Here is a 15,051-nt window from a genome sequence, read left to right as displayed (position 1 = left end):
GACCCTGGACGACACCACCCCGATCGCCCGGCTCACCCAGGAGCCGGAGATCGTGGTCGTCAAGAGTGACTCGCCCTACCAGTCCCTCAAGGACCTGACCGCGGCCTGGAAGGCCGACCCCGGCAAGGTCACCGTGGGCGGCGGCGGCTCACCCGGCTCCCAGGACTACCTGACCCCGATGCTGATGGCCCAGCAGCTCGGCATGGACCCCAAGCAGGTCAACTACGTGGCCTATGACGGCGGCGGCGAGCTGATCAACGCCATCCTCGGCGGCGAGGTGGCCTTCGGCGTGACCGGCGTCGGCGAGACCCTCGACCAGATCGAGGCCGGGAAGATCAAGGCCCTTGGCGTCTCCAGCGCCGAGCGGGTCGAGAGCGTGGACGCCCCCACCCTCAAGGAGGGCGGCGTCGACCTCGAGTTCATCAACTGGCGCGGCTGGATCGCCCCCGGCGGCCTGAGCGAGGACGACAAGAAGGCCCTGACCGACCTGGCCGACAAGATGGTCGCAACCCAGGAGTGGAAGGACGCGCTGGTCAAGAACGGCTGGACCGACGCCTACCTGGGCGCCGACGAGTTCGCCACCTTCATCAAGGAGGAGGACGCGCGGATCCGCGAGGTGCTGAGCCAGCTCGGCCTGGCGGCGTGAGGTGAGCAGCCTCCCCCAGCGGCTCCGGGGCAAGTCCGAGCTCGGCGTGTGCGTGTTCCTCGCCGGGCTCGGGGCCCTGGTCCTCTGGGACGCCTCTCAGACCTCCCGCAACCTCGTCCAGCGCGGCCCGGTGGGGCCGACGGCCATCCCCATCGGCATCGGCATCGCCCTGGTCGTCCTGGCCGTCCTGCTGGCCCGGGACGTGCTCCGGGGCGGCCACGGCGAGTCCGAGACCGGCGAGGACGTCGACCTCAGCCACCCCAGCGACTGGCGCACCGTGCTCCTGCTGATCGCCGCCTACCTGGTCAACGTGGCCCTGATCGAGCGCCTGGGCTGGCCGATCTCGGGGGCGCTGCTGTTCTGGGGGGCGGCCTACGCCCTCGGGAGCCGCAACTTCCTCCGCGACCCGCTGATCGCCTTCGGCCTGTCGTTCCTCAGCTACTTCATCTTCGCCCGCCAGCTCGGCATCGGCCTGCCGCCGGGGATCCTCGAGGGGATCATCTAGATGGATGCGCTGTCGGATCTGCTGAACGGGTTCGCCACCGCGATCACCCCCATCAACCTGGCCTACGCCTGCATGGGCGTGATCCTCGGCACCGCCATCGGCGTGCTGCCGGGCATCGGCCCGTCGATGAGCGTGGCCCTGCTGCTGCCGCTCACCTTCGGGCTCGACCCGACGGCCGCCTTCATCCTGTTCGCCGGCATCTACTACGGCAGCATGTTCGGCGGCTCCACCACCTCGATCCTGCTCAACACGCCCGGCGAGAGCTCGGCGGTGGTGACCGCGATCGAGGGCAACCTGATGGCCAAGCGCGGCCGGGCCGCCCAGGCCCTGGCCACGGCGGCCATCGGCTCGTTCGTGGCCGGCCTGATCGGCACCACCCTGCTGGTCTTCACGGCGCCGATCATCGTCGAGTTCGCCGTCGACATCGGGGCCGCCGACTATTTCGCCATCATGGTCCTGGCCTTCGTCGCCGTCACCTCGGTGCTGGGCTCCTCGCGCATCCGGGGGTTCGCCTCCCTGGCCATCGGCCTGATGATCGGGCTGGTCGGGATCGACCTCCAGTCCGGCCAGCAGCGGCTCACCTTCGGCATCCCCCAGCTGGCCGACGGGATCGACGTGGTCGTGGTCGCGGTCGCGCTGTTCGCCATCGGCGAGACCCTCTGGGTCGCGGCCCACCTGCGCCGGCGCCCGCCCGACATCATCCCCACCGGCCGGGCCTGGATGAGCCGGGAGGACTTCTCCCGCTCCTGGAAGCCGTGGCTCCGCGGAACCGGCCTCGGCTTCCCCTTCGGCGCCATCCCGGCCGGCGGGGCCGAGATCCCGACGTTCCTGTCCTACGTCACCGAGAAGCGGCTGACCAGGCATCCCGAGGAGTTCGGCAGGGGCGCCATCGAGGGCGTGGCCGGCCCCGAGGCCAGCAACAACGCCTCGGCCGCGGGGAGCCTGGTCACGATGCTGGCCCTCGGCCTGCCGACCAGCGCCACCGCGGCGGTGATGCTGGCCGCCTTCCAGGGCTTCGGCATCCAGACGGGGCCGCTGCTCCTGGAGCGCGAGGGCGACCTGGTGTGGGCCCTGATCGCCAGCCTGTTCATCGGCAACACCCTGCTGCTGGTGCTGAACCTGCCCCTGGCCCCGCTCTGGGCGAGGCTGCTGAAGACCCCGCGGCCGTACCTGTACGCCGGCATCCTGTTCTTCGCCTCGCTCGGCGCCTACGCCGTCAACGCCCAGACCATCGACCTCATCATCCTGCTCGTGCTCGGGCTGCTCGGCTTCATGATGCGCCGCTACGGCCTGCCGGTGGTGCCGGCCATCATCGGGGTCATCCTCGGCCCCCGGGCCGAGCTGCAGCTGCGCCGGGCCCTGCAGCTCAGCAACGGCGAGCTCAGCGGGCTGGTCGACAGCCCCCTGGCCATCGCCATCTACCTGGTCATCCTGGTCGTGCTGCTGTGGCCGCTGCTCAACCGGTTCGTCCTGCGCGGCCGCCGCCGTGGGCTCCTCGAGGAAGCGGCTCCCGGCCCGCGCGACACCGGCGGCGGCGCCGACGGCGCTCCCCCGCCCGGCGCCGAGGACCGCCCGCGGGTGCCGGCCGACGGCGACCGGGAGGAGCCACCGCCCGGACGCGAGGAGGAGCGACCATGACCCGGCCCATCCTCGCCGGGGCCGACGGCACCGACTCGGGCCTGGACGCGGTCGCCTTCGGCGCCCGCCTGGCCGCCGCCGTCGACGCCCCCCTGGCCGTCGTCTGCGTCAGCCCGGAGCAGGCCGGGCTGGCCGGCGCCGAGGCCGAGGCCGACGTCCGCCGCCACGCGGCCGCCATCCTGGGGGCCGCCCGCGCGGTCGCCACCGAGGTCGCCGGCAGCCCGCCGGCCGAGGAGCGGACCGTGGTCGCGACCTCCCCGGCGCGCGGGCTGGCCGAGCTGGCCGAGGAGGAGGCGGTCGAGACGATCGTGGTCGGCTCGACCAACCGGGGCGCCGTCGGCCGGGTCATGTCCGGGAGCACGGCCGAGCGGCTGCTGCACGGCACCGGCTGCCCGGTCGCGGTCGCCCCTCGCGGCTACCGCCGGCACCGCCGCGAGGCCCTGCGGGCGGTCGGCGCCGCCTTCGCCGACACCCCCGAGGGCCACGAGGCCGTCCGCTACGCGGCCGACCTGGCCGCCCGGGCCGGGCTGCCCCTGACCGTCTACTCGGTGGTCGCCCTGCACGCCAACTGGTTCCGCCCCGAGGCGGTCCAGCCCGACGCCTCGGTGGTGCCCGAGGAGGTCCGCAAGGCCGCCCGCGACGCCCTCGACGCCGCCATCGCCGACCTGCCCGGCGGCGTCCAGGCCACCGGCGAGCTGCTCTTCGGCGAGGTGGTCGACGAGCTCTCCATGGCGGCGGACCGCAGCGTCGACCTGCTGGTCTGCGGCTCCCGGGGCTACGGCCCGGTGCGGCGGGTCCTGCTCGGTACCGTGTCCTCGGCCCTGGTCCGCCAGGCGTCGGTCCCGACCCTGGTCGTTCCCAGGGCCGAGACCGGCTGACGCCCGGCCCTACAGAGGCTGCCAGGCCGGCAGCAGGTCCTGGACCCGGCCGCTGGTCACCTGGGTGGTCCGGCCGCTGGCCAGGGTGACGGTGTGGATGTGGAAGGGCAGGCCGTCGTCCTGGTCGCCCCCGCGGGCGAAGGCGATCCGGGTGCCGTCCGGGGACCAGGACGGGTGGACGTCGTTGGGCCCGCCGAAGGTGCGCTGGGTGAGGGCCGCGCCGTTGGGGGCGATGGTGAAGATGCGGTTGCCGTCGCCGGGCAGGAACCGGTTGAAGGCGATCCGCTTGCCGTCGGGCGACCAGTCGGCGGCCTGGTCGAAGCCGCCGGCCGGGGTGACGGCCAGCTCGCCGCCCCCGCCGCTGGCCAGGGTCAGGATGCTGGTCGTGCCGCCGGCCCCCTCGCGGGTGAAGGCGATCCGGGTGCCGCCGGGCGACCAGGACGGCTCCCAGTCGTCGGCGGCGTTGTTGGTGAGCTGGGTGAGGTCGCTGCCGTCGGCGCGGATCTTCCACAGCTCGGCGTCGCCGCCGCCGTTGCGGCAGAAGACCAGCCAGCCACCGTCGGGCGACCAGGCCGGCTGGAAGCCGTGGTCGGTGTGGGGCACGAAGGCCATGGTGCCGGCGGCCACCTCCAGGACCCAGATGCCGTCGACCGGGCCCGAGCGCTGGAACGCGACCCGGGTGCCGTCGGGCGACCAGGCGGGCGCGGTGTCGCTGGTCGCGGGGTCGTTGCTCAGGTTGGCGGTCAGGCCCGAGGCGGGGCTGACCATGAAGACCTCTTCCAGGGGCCCGGCGCCGGCGGCGCGCACGAACGCGATCCGGCCGTTCTTGCCGGCGAACGCCGCCCGGGCGGCGTCGTGGGGGCCGGGGAGGGCGACGAGGGCGCCGGCGAGGAGCGCCAGCAGGGCGAGCCGCTTGACCATGGGGAGCACCTTCCGTGAGACGGTGGTCGCTCCTTGGAGCCGTTGGCCACCCCGGCCCTTACGGTTTCCGGGCTACGGGTTCCCGAGCCGGCGGTAGCGGCCGCCGAAGTACAGCAGCGGGTCGCCCCCGCCGGGGGCCCGGTCGACCCAGCGGACCCTGCCCAGGAAGACCGTGTGGTCGCCGCCGTCATAGGCCGCCTCCACGTCGCACTCCAGCCAGGCCAGGGCGCCGTCCAGCAGGGGGGCGCCGCTGACCGGGCCCGGGCGCCAGTCCACGGGCACGAACTGGGCCATCCCGGCCGGGCGCCCCGGGTCCGAGAAGTACCTGGCCAGGTCCTCCTGGTCGCCGGCCAGAACCGAGACGGCGAAGCGCCCGACCTCCTCCAGGACCTTGTGCATCATGGCGTCCTTGACCACGCAGACCAGCACGAGCAGCGGGTCGAGGGAGACCGAGGCGAAGGCGTTGGCCGTCATGCCGTGCCCGAACCGCTCCGAGGCGGCCGTGACCACCGTGATCCCGGTGGTGAACATGCCGACGCTGTCGCGGTACTCGCGGCTGGTCGGGTCGCTTGGCACGGCGCTCCTCGGGGTGACGGCACCCCCATCCTAGCGAGAGCGGCCCAGCGGGGCGCGCCGCACCCCGACCCCGACCGCGGCAGCGGACCCGACCGCGCAGCCTTGGCGTCATCCTTTGCGCACACCGGGCACCGCGGGTAGCCTCACGCGATGGCACCATCCGGGGGAGAGGGGGCAGCTGTGGCGGACATCTTCGAGTCAACCGAACTCCCAGGCGTCTGGTTGATACGTCCAGAGGTCCACGCTGACGACCGCGGGCGCTTCCTCGAGATCTACCGCGCCTCCTGGCTTCCCTTCGCCGTCCCGATGGTCCAGGGCAACCGTTCGGACTCGGCCGCCAAGGTCCTGCGCGGCCTCCACTACCACCGCCGCCAGGCCGACCTCTGGTTCGTCCAGCAGGGCAAGGTCACGACGGTGCTGGTCGACACCCGCATCGGCTCGCCCACCGAGGGCAAGCACACCACCATCCAGCAGGGTGGCGGCGAGGAGCTGGCCGTCTACATCCCCGAGGGTGTCGCCCACGGCTTCTACGCCCACGACGACGTGATCATGACCTACCTGGTCACCGGCGAGTACGACGGCAGCGACGAGCTGGGGATCGCCTGGAACGACCCTGACCTGGGCATCTCCTGGCCGGACGAGGAGCCGATCCTCTCCGAGCGCGACCAGAAGAACCCGCGCCTGGCCGACGTCCCGGCCGACCGCCGGGTCCCCTACAGCGGGTAGGCTCAGCCGCCGCCACCTTTGTCGCCGAGCGGCGCTACCGTGGGCGGTATCGAGCTTGCACGCTTGCGAGGAGCCCACGATGCAGCGCCACCCCAGCAACAAGGCGAAGTCGGGCCCACCGCCCGACCGGCCGTCCAGCCCGGCCCCGCCGCCGCCGCCGCGCTGGCGGAGCTGGCTGCTGCCGATCGGGCTGCTGCTCAGCCTGGTCCTGCTGCTGCTCCCCAACCAGATGGAGGAGGGCCGGGTCACCGAGCTGACCTACGCCCCCGAGCTCAAGGACAAGATCGCCGCCGGCCAGGTGCAGTCGGTCGAGATCGGCTCCGACGGCCACATCGAGGGCAAGCTCAAGGACGGGAGCGAGTTCAAGTCGTCGTATCCGACCAACCTCCAGGACGACGAGTTCACCAAGCTCCTGAACGACAACAACGTCGAGGTCAAGGCGGTCGGCCCGCGCACGTCGCTCGCGTCGGTGCTGCTCAGCCTGCTGCCGCTGCTGGTCTTCATCGCCATCTTCGTCTACCTGGGCCGGTCGGCCCGCCGGCAGCTGGCCGGCATGGGCGGCATCGGGCGTTCGCGGGCCAAGGTGTTCGACGCCGAGCGGCCCGAGACGACCTTCGCGGATGTGGCCGGCTACGAGGGGGCCAAGCGCGAGGTCACCGAGGTGGTCGACTTCCTCAAGCACCCCGACCGCTACCGGCGGGCCGGGGCGGTCGGGCCCAAGGGGGTGCTCATGGTCGGGCCGCCCGGGACGGGCAAGACCCTGCTCGCCCGGGCCGTGGCCGGCGAGGCCCATGTGCCCTTCATCTCGGTCACCGGCTCCAGCTTCGTGGAGATGTTCGTCGGGGTGGGCGCGGCCCGGGTCCGGGACCTGTTCATGGAGGCGCGCAAGCGGGCTCCCTCGATCGTGTTCATCGACGAGATCGACGCCATCGGCCAGCGCCGCGGCGGCCAGTTCGTCTCCAACGACGAGCGCGACCAGACCCTGAACCAGATGCTGGCCGAGATGGACGGGTTCGACCCGGCCACCGGGGTGGTCGTGATGGCCGCCACCAACCGGCCCGAGACCCTCGACCCGGCGTTGTTGCGCCCCGGGCGGTTCGACCGTCAGGTGGTCATCCCCCTGCCCGCCCAGGCCGAACGCCGGGCGATCCTCCAGGTCCACGCCCGGGGCAAGCAGCTCGGCCCGGATGTCGACCTGGACGTGGTCGCCCGCGGCACCCCCGGGTTCTCCGGGGCCGATCTGGCCAATCTGGTCAACGAGGCGGCCATCTTCGCCGTCCGGGCCGGCCGTGACGTCATCTCGGCCTACGACTTCTCCGAGGCCCGCGACCGGATCCTGCTCGGGCGCCGCGACAGCTCCAATGCCCTGCTGCCGGACGAGAAGCGCGCGGTGGCCGTGCACGAGTCCGGCCACGCCCTGGTCGCGGCCATCTCCGACCATGGCGACCCGGTGGCCAAGGTGACCATCCTGCCCGCCGGTCAGGCCCTTGGGGTGACCGAGCAGCTCCCGATCGACGAGCGCCACCTGTACACCGAGGGCTACCTGAAGGACTCGCTGGCCATCCGCATGGGCGGCCGGGTCGCGGAGGCGATCGTGTTCGGCCAGACCTCCACCGGCGCCTCCAACGACCTGGCCGGCGCGACCGACCTGGCCACCCGGATGGTGCGCGAGTTCGGCATGAGCCAGACCCTGGGGCCGGTCGGGTTCGCCTCGGGCAGCCCCCTGTACCTGGGCGGCGAAGAGGTCCGCAGCCGCCCCTATGCCGAGGCGACCCAGCGGGTGGTCGACGAGGAGGTGGCCAAGCTCCTGCGCGAGGCCGAGCAGCGAGCCACCGCGATGTTGACCGAGCACCGCGACGCCCTGGACCGCCTGACCGAGCTGCTGCTGGAACGCGAGACGGTCGACGGCACCGACGTCGACCAGGTCCTGGGCCGCATCCCCGGCCCCCGCGAGCCCATCGGCGCCACCGGCCACTCGGCCACCGGCTCCCCGGATGCCGCGGGTCCTCCGGACGCTTGACCCGAGCCTGGCCCGGCGGCTGTTCGTCAGCCGCCAGCGCCTGGCGGACGCGCCGCCGGCGGCCGGGCCGGGCCCCGAGGCGATCCTGGACGTGGCCACCGACCTGGCCGGTCTCCAGCTGGACCCGATCAGCGTGGTCGCCCGCAGCCACCGGCTGGTGCTGTGGAGCCGCCTCGGCGCCTACGACCCGGCCGACCTGGAGGCGCTGCTCTGGCGCGAGCGGCGCCTGTTCGAGTACTGGACCCACGCGGCCGCGATCGTCTGCACCGGGGACTACCCGATCCACTCGCTGCTGATGCGCCGCTACCCCTCGGACCGCTCCGCCTACAACCGGCGGCTGCGGGCCTGGCTGGCCGACAACCAGCCGCTGCGCCGCTCGATCCTGGGCCAGCTCCGCGCCGGCGGGCCGCTCCCGACCCGGGCCCTCGAGGACCGGGCGAGCACCGCCTGGCGGTCGAGCGGCTGGACGGCGGGCCGCAACGTCGACCGCATGCTCGACGTCCTCTGGACCCAGGGCCGCATCATGGTCGCCGGCCGCCAGGGTCAGCAGCGGGTCTGGGACCTGGCCGAACGCTGGCTGCCGCCGTGGACCCCGACCCGCCGCCCTCCCGAGCGCGAGGTCGTCCGCCTGGCCGCCCAGCGCAGCCTGCGCGCCCTCGGCGTGGCCACGGCCCGCGACATCGACCGGCACTTCACCGCCGGCCGCTACCCCGGCCTGGCCGCCGCCCTGGCCGGGCTGGAGCGCTCCGGCCGGGTCGAGCGCGTCCGCCTGGCCGACAGCGGCGCCGAGTGGCCCGGCCCCTGGTACGTCCACGCCGACGACCTGCCGCTGCTGGAAGGCCTCCAGGCCGGCGGCTGGCGGCCAAGGACGACCCTGCTCTCCCCCTTCGACAACCTGTGCATCGACCGCGAGCGGACCGAGCGCCTGTTCGGGTTCCACTACCGCATGGAGATCTACGTCCCCAAGGCCGCCCGCCGCCACGGCTACTACGTCATGCCGGTCCTGCACGGCGACCGTTTCGTCGGCCGGGTCGACCCGGCCATGGACCGCCGCCGCGGCCGACTGGTCGTCAACGCCGTCCACCCCGAGCCCGGCGCCCCCGCCTCGGCGGGCCCGGCCGTCGCCACCGCCCTCAAGGAGCTGGCCGCCTTCCTGGGCGCCGACGAGGTCGAGCTCCGCCAGCCCCCGCCGAAGGTCTGGCGGGGCGCGTTCGCCTGAGCGCGGTCACCGGCCCGGCCGGCGGGCCCGGACCAGCAGGAGGTGGCGGCGGCCGACGACCTCCTTGGCGACGGTCACGTCGGCGAAGCCGGCCCGCCCGACCTCGGCGGCCAGGCGCTCGCCCTGCTCCCAGGAGAGCGCGTGCTGCCGGAACCAGCCACCCGGCCGGGCGAGCCGCTCGGCGATCAGCAGCCGCCCGCCCGGCGCGAGCACGCGGTGCAGCTCGGCCAGTCCGGCATCCGGGTCGGCCCAGTGGTGGAAGGAGGCGACCGCCCAGGCGACCGTCGCCGAACCGTCCTCCAGCGGCATCCGTTCGGCGGTGCCGTCGACCACGCGCACCCGCTCCCGCAGCGACGCCGGCGTGCGCCACGCGGCCAGCCGCCGCATCTGCCCCGACGGCTCGACCCCGACCGCCTCGGCCCCCCGCTCCCCCGCCTCTCGGAGAAACCGCCCCGGCCCGGACCCCACGTCCACCACCCGGTCCCCGGCTCCCACCCCGGCCACGTCGGCCACGAGCCGGGCGCTCCGCCCCCGCCCGAACGCCATCGTCAACCCGGCGAGCAACCCGAACGCACCCTCGAACTCGGTCCCGCCATGCTCGCGGTGGCGCCGGTGACCCTTGTCGGCCGGGCGGTTGTCGTCCATCGGGCTCCCGTCGCTCCTCTGCCGTCCCGACGCGGTCGTTCCCTTCATCATGGCCTCCTCGCCCGGCCCGCGCCCCCGGACAGGCCCACCGCAGATCTACTGACCGTCGGTCAGTTATAGAATGACTGGCGGTCAGTCGTCAAGGCGGTCGGGGCGGGACCAGGTCGCCACGTGGCGCGGGGTCGGGATCGAGGGGTCGAGCACCGGGTCGGGGACGGGCTCCCCGGGCGTGAGGGTCAGGGGCAGGACCCCGGCCCAGATCGGGAGGTCGTGGTCGGGGTCGTCGTCCTTGGGCGGGCCGGTGCGGACCTTGGCCGAGACCTCGTCCAGGGGCAGGGCCAGCACGGCGGTGGCGGCCAGCTCGCGGCGGTCGCCCCCGCGGACCTCGTCGCTGCGGCCGGGGACGATGTGCTCGACCAGGGCCCGCAGGGCCGCCTCCTTCTCGTCAGGGTCGGTGACCCGGCGGGTCCGGCCGAGGGCCATCACCGACCGGTAGTTCATCGAGTGGTGGAAGGCCGAGCGGGCCAGCACCAGGCCGTCCAGCAGGGTGACGGTGACGCAGACGTCCATCCCCGGCCGCAGCCCGAGGCGGCTACCGGTCGACCCGTGCAGGTAGAGCGTCTCGCCGGCCCGGGCGTAGCCGGTCGGGATGACGTACGGCTGGCCGTCGACCACGAACCCGACGTGGCAGACGAAGCCCTCGTCGAGGATGGCGTGCACGGTGTCCCGGTCGTAGGCGGCCCGTTCCGGCAGCCGCCGCATCCGGGTCCGCTCGGTCCGCTGGTACCGGTCGGTGCCCATGGTGAGATACGCTCCAGTACATAACTGGTAATGTACCAGTACAATAGCACGGCCTCCGGGCCGCGGAACGGGACCGTCCACACTGGTGTACCAGATGCGACGGACGGGGCGACCCCGAGCGGTCCGAGCCCGGCGGTGAGATGGCAGGCAGGCGCAGGCATGGCGGGCCGGTGGTCGGGCTGGCGGTGGCCCTGACGCTGGCGCTGGGCTGCCAGGAGCGCGAGGGGTCAGCGACGCCGCGACCCGTGCGGCGGATCGACCTGGCCGCCGAGCCGTGGGCGCTGCTGGCCGAGCCCGGCGGGTTGTGGGTGGTGTCGGGCGACCACACCGTCGCCCGGCTCGACACGGCCACGGGCCGCGCCGACGGGCCGGCGGTGCGGCTGCCGTTCACGCCAGGGGCGATGGTGGCCGGGCACGGCGACCTGTGGATCGGCGGCCAGGTGGACGGGCGGCGGCGGGTCACCGCGGAGGGCAGTTACCCGGTGATCCGGCTCGCCCGGGTGGACCCGCGCCGCCGGGTGGTGGCCGAGGTGATCGCGCTGCCGATGCGGAGCAACGCCAACCGCCTGGCCAGCACCCCGAACGCCGTCTGGGTCACCGACCCGGCCGAGGGCCCGCTGAGCCGGGTGTGGCGGGTCGACCCGGCGACCGGCCGGCTGCTCCGGCCGCCCCTGCGGGCCGGGGAGGAGCCGCTGGCCATGGAGCTCCACCAGGGCGCCGTGTGGACGGCCAACCACGACGACGGCACCCTGCGGCGCATGGACGCCCGCACCGGGGCGCTCCAGGACACCATCGACCTGGGGGTGGAGCCGCACGGCATGGCCGTCGGGCACGGGGCCGTCTGGGTCGCCGACGCCCACCACCACGCGGTGCTCCGGGTCGATCCGGGCAGCGGGCGGACGGTGGCTCGGGTCCCGGTCGGCTTCGAGCCCGGGCCGCTGGTGGCGACCCGGGCCGCCGTCTGGGTGGCCGGTTCCTCCGATCCCGACCTGCCGCCCGGCCCCGTGGCCCGGATCGACCCGGCGGCGAACCGGGTGACGGCCACCGTCCCCGTCGGCGGCCACGCGACGGCTCTCGCCGCCGACGGCGACCGGGCCTGGGTGGCCACCACCTCCCCGAACGCGGTCCTGCAGCTGCCCGCCTGACCCGGTCCCCCGGCCCTGGATGGCCGGTCGCGGATTGTCTGGGGCCTCCCGTACGTTGGACCGAGGACCCGCCCTCGAACCGCTGGAGCTGCCCGCTGCGCTGGTACGGAACCGAACCGCCTCCCGACGGCCTCGCCCTCGGGACCCTGGGGCGCATCGTTGGCCTGATGGCGCCCTACTGGCGCCGGGTCGCCGTTGGGTTCGGGCTCGGGGTCGCCATGCTGGCCATCACCTCCTTCATCCCCCTGGTGACCAAGACGATCATCGACGAGGGGCTGACCCAGCGGGTGCCGGGGGTGCTGGGCCGGGAGATCGCCCTGCTGGTGGTCCTGTCCGTCGTCCGCTGGGTCGTCGGCGGGCTGCGGCGCAACCTCTCCGGCCGGGTCGGCACCGACGTCGAGAACGACCTGCGCAACCGCCTGGCCCGCCACCTGCTGGCCCTCGAGCCCGCCTACCACGACCGGGTCCCGACCGGGCAGCTGCTGGCCAGGTCCACCTCGGACGTGCGCTCGCTGCGCTACTTCATCTCCTGGGGCCTGGTCTTCCTGGTCCTCAACATCGTCACCTTCCTGATCGCGGCCACCCAGATGTGGCTGCTCGCGCCCCGGCTCTGCCTGGTCGTGCTCGTGCTGTCCCCGCCCCTGGTCTACGGGGCCCTGCGCTTCAACCGCCGCCTGCACCGCGTCTACTGGCAGGTGCAGCAGGAGGTCGGCGAGCTGACCACCGTGGTCGAGGAGGCCACGGCCGGGGTCCGGGTGGTCAAGGCGTTCGGGCGGGAGCGGGAGCAGGCCCGGCGCCTGGAGGTCGCGGCCAGCTCGATCCTCGACCACAACCTGGAGGCGGCGCGGATCCGCTCCTTCTACGTCCCCCTGCTGGCCGTCCTGCCCCAGCTCAGCCTGGCCGCGATCCTCTGGTACGGGGGCCGGCTGGCCATCGACGGCCAGATCACCCTGGGCACGCTGGTCGCCTTCAACAGCTACCTGCTGCTGCTCACCTGGCCGCTGCAGGGGCTCGGGATGCTGTTCGGCTTCGCCCAGCGGGCGGCGGCCAGCGCCGAGCGGGTCTTCGACGTGCTCGACCAGTCCCCGGCCATCGCCGACCGGCCCGGCGCGACCGCCCTGGCGGCCGGGCCGGGGCGGCGGGGGGCGCGGGTCCGGTTCGAGCACGTCCGCTTCGGCTACGGCGAGGGGGGCCGGGCCGCCCTGGAGGGGATCGACCTCGACATCGCCCCGGGGTCGCGGGTGGCGGTGGTCGGGGGCACGGGCTCGGGCAAGTCGACCCTGCTCGGGCTGGTGCCGCGGCTGTACGCGCCCAGCGAGGGGCGGGTCCTGGTCGACGGCCACGACGTCGCCGGCGTGACCCTGGACTCGCTGCGGGCGGCGGTGGGGATCGTCCACCAGGAGCCGGTGCTGTTCTCGGCCAGCCTGCGCGACAACGTCGCCTTCGGGCGCCCGCAGGCCAGCGACGAGGAGGTGCTGGGGGCGCTGGGCGCGGCGGCCGCCCTCGAGGTGGTCGAGGCCCTGCCCGAGGGGCTGGACACGGTGGTCGGCGAGCAGGGCTACACGCTGTCCGGGGGCCAGCGCCAGCGGGTCGCCCTGGCCAGGGCCCTGCTGATGGAGCCGCGGGTGCTGATCCTGGACGACGCCCTCTCCCACGTCGACGTCGACACCGAGGCCGCCATCCTGGCCGGGCTCGACGCCGCCGTTGGCGGCGCCACCGTGCTGCTGGTGGCCAACCGGCCGGCCAGCCTCCGCCTGGCCGAGCGGGTGGTGCTGCTCGACCGGGGCCGGGTGGTCGCCCAGGGCGGCCACGAGGAGCTGGCCGCCCGCGAGCCCGCCTACCGGGCCGTGCTCGCCCACGCCGGCGGCGGCGTCGACCGCCTGGTCGAGGAGGCGGCGTCATGAGCACCGGAGGGGTCCGGGGAACCCCGAGGGGGTGCCCCGGTGAGTAGAAGACGAGGCGCGGGCTTCCGCGGAGGGTCCATGGGGCGGGGGCTGGCCGCCTCCGCGCCCACCTACGGGACGCCGCCGGACACCGAGGACCGGCCGCGCGACCGGCGGTCGGGGCGGCGGGCCCGGGCCTGGCTGTGGCCGCTGGTCCGTCCCCACCGCCGGCTGGTCGCCCTGGCCTCGGTGGCCGTGCTCGTCCAGACCGGCGCCGCCCTGGCCATGCCCTACCTGGTCAAGGTGGCCATCGACGAGGGCGTGGTCCCCAAGGACCTGGCCGTGATCAACCGGGTCGCCCTCCTCTATCTGACCCTGGCCGGCGTGCAGTTCCTGGCCGGCAGGTTCGAGATCGAGGCGGTGGCCCGGGCCGGCCAGCGGGTGCTGTACACGGTCCGGACCAAGCTGTTCCGCCACCTCCAGACCCTGTCGCTCGACTTCTACGAGCGCGAGCGGACGGGCAGGCTGGTCGCCCGCATGACCGCCGACATCGACGCCATGAGCGACCTGGTCACCGACGGCCTGGTCACGCTCGTCACCGGGATCGTCACCATGGTCGGGGTGGCGGTGATCCTGGTCGTGATGGACTGGAAGCTGGCCCTGGCCACCCTGGTCGTCGCCCCCCTGATCGGCCTGGCCGCCGGCTTCTGGCGGCGCTGGTCGGCCGACGCCTACCGCCAGGTCAGGGAGACCCACAGCGTGGTCACCGTCCAGCTTCAGGAGTCGCTGGCCGGGGTGCGGGCGATCCAGTCGTTCCGGCGCGAGCGGGCCACCGCCGCCCGCCTGGCCGAGGCCAACCACGCCGAGCAGGTCGCCCACTGGCGCACCATCGGCCTGGCCTCGTTCTTCTTCCCCGGCATCGAGTTCCTGGGCACGGCCGCCACCGTGGTCGTCCTCGGCGTCGGCGGCCAGCGGGTGCTCGCCGGGGACCTGGACATCGGCGTCCTGGCCGCGTTCCTCCTCTACCTCCGGAACCTGTTCGACCCGGTGCAGCAGCTCTCCGAGCTGTACGACAGCTTCCAGTCGGCCACCGCCGGGGCCGAGCGGGTCGGGACCGTCCTGGCCGAGCAGCCCTCGGTCCGCGAGGCTCCCGATCCCGTCCCCCTCCCCGACCCGCGCGGCGACGTCCGGCTCGAGGACGTCTGCTTCGCCTACGACCAGGGGCCGGAGGTCCTGCACGACGTCGACCTCCGCGTGGACGCCGGGTCGACCCTGGCCCTGATCGGGCCGACCGGGGCGGGCAAGTCGACCGTGGCCAAGCTGATCGCCCGCTTCTACGACCCCCTGGGCGGCCGGGTGACCCTCGACGGGGCCGACCTGCGCCAGGTCCGCCTGGCCGACCTGCGCCGGGCCATGGGCTACGTCCCCCAGGAGGGGTTCCTGTTCTC

14 protein-coding genes are annotated in these 15,051 nt (G+C 74.1%); 10 read left to right on the top strand and 4 right to left on the bottom strand.

Annotated elements, in window-relative coordinates:
• The 4 genes from VF468_24300 to VF468_24285 all read left to right on the top strand — a co-directional run.
• On the top strand, window positions 1-646 hold a 646-nt coding region (locus VF468_24300), incomplete at its 5' end, for a tripartite tricarboxylate transporter substrate binding protein (protein ID HEX5881410.1).
• A gap of 1 nt (window position 647) precedes the next feature.
• Window positions 648-1,151 carry a tripartite tricarboxylate transporter TctB family protein gene (locus VF468_24295; protein ID HEX5881409.1) on the top strand — a complete coding sequence of 168 codons (504 nt, stop codon included), beginning with the start codon at window positions 648-650 and terminating at the stop codon, window positions 1,149-1,151.
• Window positions 1,152-2,789 (top strand): tripartite tricarboxylate transporter permease, encoded by a 1,638-nt coding sequence (locus tag VF468_24290; protein ID HEX5881408.1) that lies wholly within the window; start codon window positions 1,152-1,154, stop codon window positions 2,787-2,789.
• Entirely contained in the window at window positions 2,786-3,667 is an 882-nt protein-coding gene (locus VF468_24285; protein ID HEX5881407.1) for a universal stress protein, read from the top strand. Before VF468_24290 ends, VF468_24285 begins: the two co-directional genes overlap by 4 nt.
• Window positions 3,668-3,676: 9 nt before the next feature.
• Here the strand turns inward: VF468_24285 and VF468_24280 are convergent, their stop codons facing one another.
• Together VF468_24280 and VF468_24275 are read right to left on the bottom strand one after the other, a co-directional pair.
• The gene (locus VF468_24280; protein HEX5881406.1) at window positions 3,677-4,588 is read right to left on the bottom strand and encodes a hypothetical protein; all 912 of its coding nucleotides are present in this window, start codon (window positions 4,586-4,588) and stop codon (window positions 3,677-3,679) included.
• Window positions 4,589-4,660: 72 nt separating this feature from the next.
• Window positions 4,661-5,164 (bottom strand): flavin reductase family protein, encoded by a 504-nt coding sequence (locus tag VF468_24275; GenBank protein ID HEX5881405.1) that lies wholly within the window; start codon window positions 5,162-5,164, stop codon window positions 4,661-4,663.
• Window positions 5,165-5,314: 150 nt separating this feature from the next.
• Here VF468_24275 and rfbC point away from each other — a divergent pair, with 150 nt between their 5' ends.
• From rfbC to VF468_24260, 3 genes are all read left to right on the top strand, one after another.
• Window positions 5,315-5,890, top strand: coding sequence for a dTDP-4-dehydrorhamnose 3,5-epimerase (gene rfbC, locus VF468_24270; GenBank protein ID HEX5881404.1), 576 nt, complete (start codon window positions 5,315-5,317; stop codon window positions 5,888-5,890).
• Window positions 5,891-5,969: 79 nt separating this feature from the next.
• A complete protein-coding gene (ftsH, locus tag VF468_24265) occupies window positions 5,970-7,910 on the top strand; it encodes an ATP-dependent zinc metalloprotease FtsH (GenBank protein HEX5881403.1) in 1,941 nt (646 codons plus the stop codon).
• The gene (locus tag VF468_24260; GenBank protein ID HEX5881402.1) at window positions 7,885-9,129 is read left to right on the top strand and encodes a crosslink repair DNA glycosylase YcaQ family protein; all 1,245 of its coding nucleotides are present in this window, start codon (window positions 7,885-7,887) and stop codon (window positions 9,127-9,129) included. The genes ftsH and VF468_24260 overlap by 26 nt, the downstream gene beginning before the upstream one ends.
• 6 nt (window positions 9,130-9,135) lie before the next feature.
• Here the strand turns inward: VF468_24260 and VF468_24255 are convergent, their stop codons facing one another.
• Complete coding sequence (locus tag VF468_24255) at window positions 9,136-9,774, bottom strand: class I SAM-dependent methyltransferase (protein HEX5881401.1); 639 nt, start codon at window positions 9,772-9,774, stop codon at window positions 9,136-9,138.
• 132 nt (window positions 9,775-9,906) lie between these two features.
• Window positions 9,907-10,575, bottom strand: a complete 669-nt coding sequence (locus VF468_24250) for a pyridoxamine 5'-phosphate oxidase family protein (protein HEX5881400.1) — start codon at window positions 10,573-10,575, stop codon at window positions 9,907-9,909.
• A gap of 170 nt (window positions 10,576-10,745) precedes the next feature.
• Between VF468_24250 and VF468_24245 the strand changes: the two genes are divergently transcribed.
• The 3 genes from VF468_24245 to VF468_24235 all read left to right on the top strand — a co-directional run.
• Window positions 10,746-11,720 (top strand): hypothetical protein, encoded by a 975-nt coding sequence (locus VF468_24245; protein HEX5881399.1) that lies wholly within the window; start codon window positions 10,746-10,748, stop codon window positions 11,718-11,720.
• 167 nt (window positions 11,721-11,887) lie between these two features.
• Complete coding sequence (locus VF468_24240) at window positions 11,888-13,624, top strand: ABC transporter ATP-binding protein (GenBank protein HEX5881398.1); 1,737 nt, start codon at window positions 11,888-11,890, stop codon at window positions 13,622-13,624.
• 78 nt (window positions 13,625-13,702) lie between these two features.
• The coding region (locus VF468_24235) for an ABC transporter transmembrane domain-containing protein (GenBank protein ID HEX5881397.1) at window positions 13,703-15,051 on the top strand (1,349 nt) is incomplete at its 3' end.

It is taken from the genome of Actinomycetota bacterium (assembly GCA_036280995.1).
Taxonomy (GTDB): Bacteria; Actinomycetota; CALGFH01; order CALGFH01; family CALGFH01; genus CALGFH01.
The sequence above is the reverse complement of the archived record's forward strand: the minus strand, read 5'-3'. Positions and strand labels throughout refer to the sequence as shown.

Coding starts and splice junctions, on each gene's coding strand:
- VF468_24290 (HEX5881408.1), top strand. CDS start 1,152: ATGGATGCGCTGTCGGATCTGCTGAACGGGTTCGCCACCGCGATCACC.
- VF468_24285 (HEX5881407.1), top strand. CDS start 2,786: ATGACCCGGCCCATCCTCGCCGGGGCCGACGGCACCGACTCGGGCCTG.
- VF468_24280 (HEX5881406.1), bottom strand. CDS start 4,588: ATGGTCAAGCGGCTCGCCCTGCTGGCGCTCCTCGCCGGCGCCCTCGTC.
- rfbC (HEX5881404.1), top strand. CDS start 5,315: ATGGCACCATCCGGGGGAGAGGGGGCAGCTGTGGCGGACATCTTCGAG.
- ftsH (HEX5881403.1), top strand. CDS start 5,970: ATGCAGCGCCACCCCAGCAACAAGGCGAAGTCGGGCCCACCGCCCGAC.
- VF468_24260 (HEX5881402.1), top strand. CDS start 7,885: ATGCCGCGGGTCCTCCGGACGCTTGACCCGAGCCTGGCCCGGCGGCTG.
- VF468_24255 (HEX5881401.1), bottom strand. CDS start 9,774: ATGGACGACAACCGCCCGGCCGACAAGGGTCACCGGCGCCACCGCGAG.
- VF468_24250 (HEX5881400.1), bottom strand. CDS start 10,575: ATGGGCACCGACCGGTACCAGCGGACCGAGCGGACCCGGATGCGGCGG.
- VF468_24240 (HEX5881398.1), top strand. CDS start 11,888: ATGGCGCCCTACTGGCGCCGGGTCGCCGTTGGGTTCGGGCTCGGGGTC.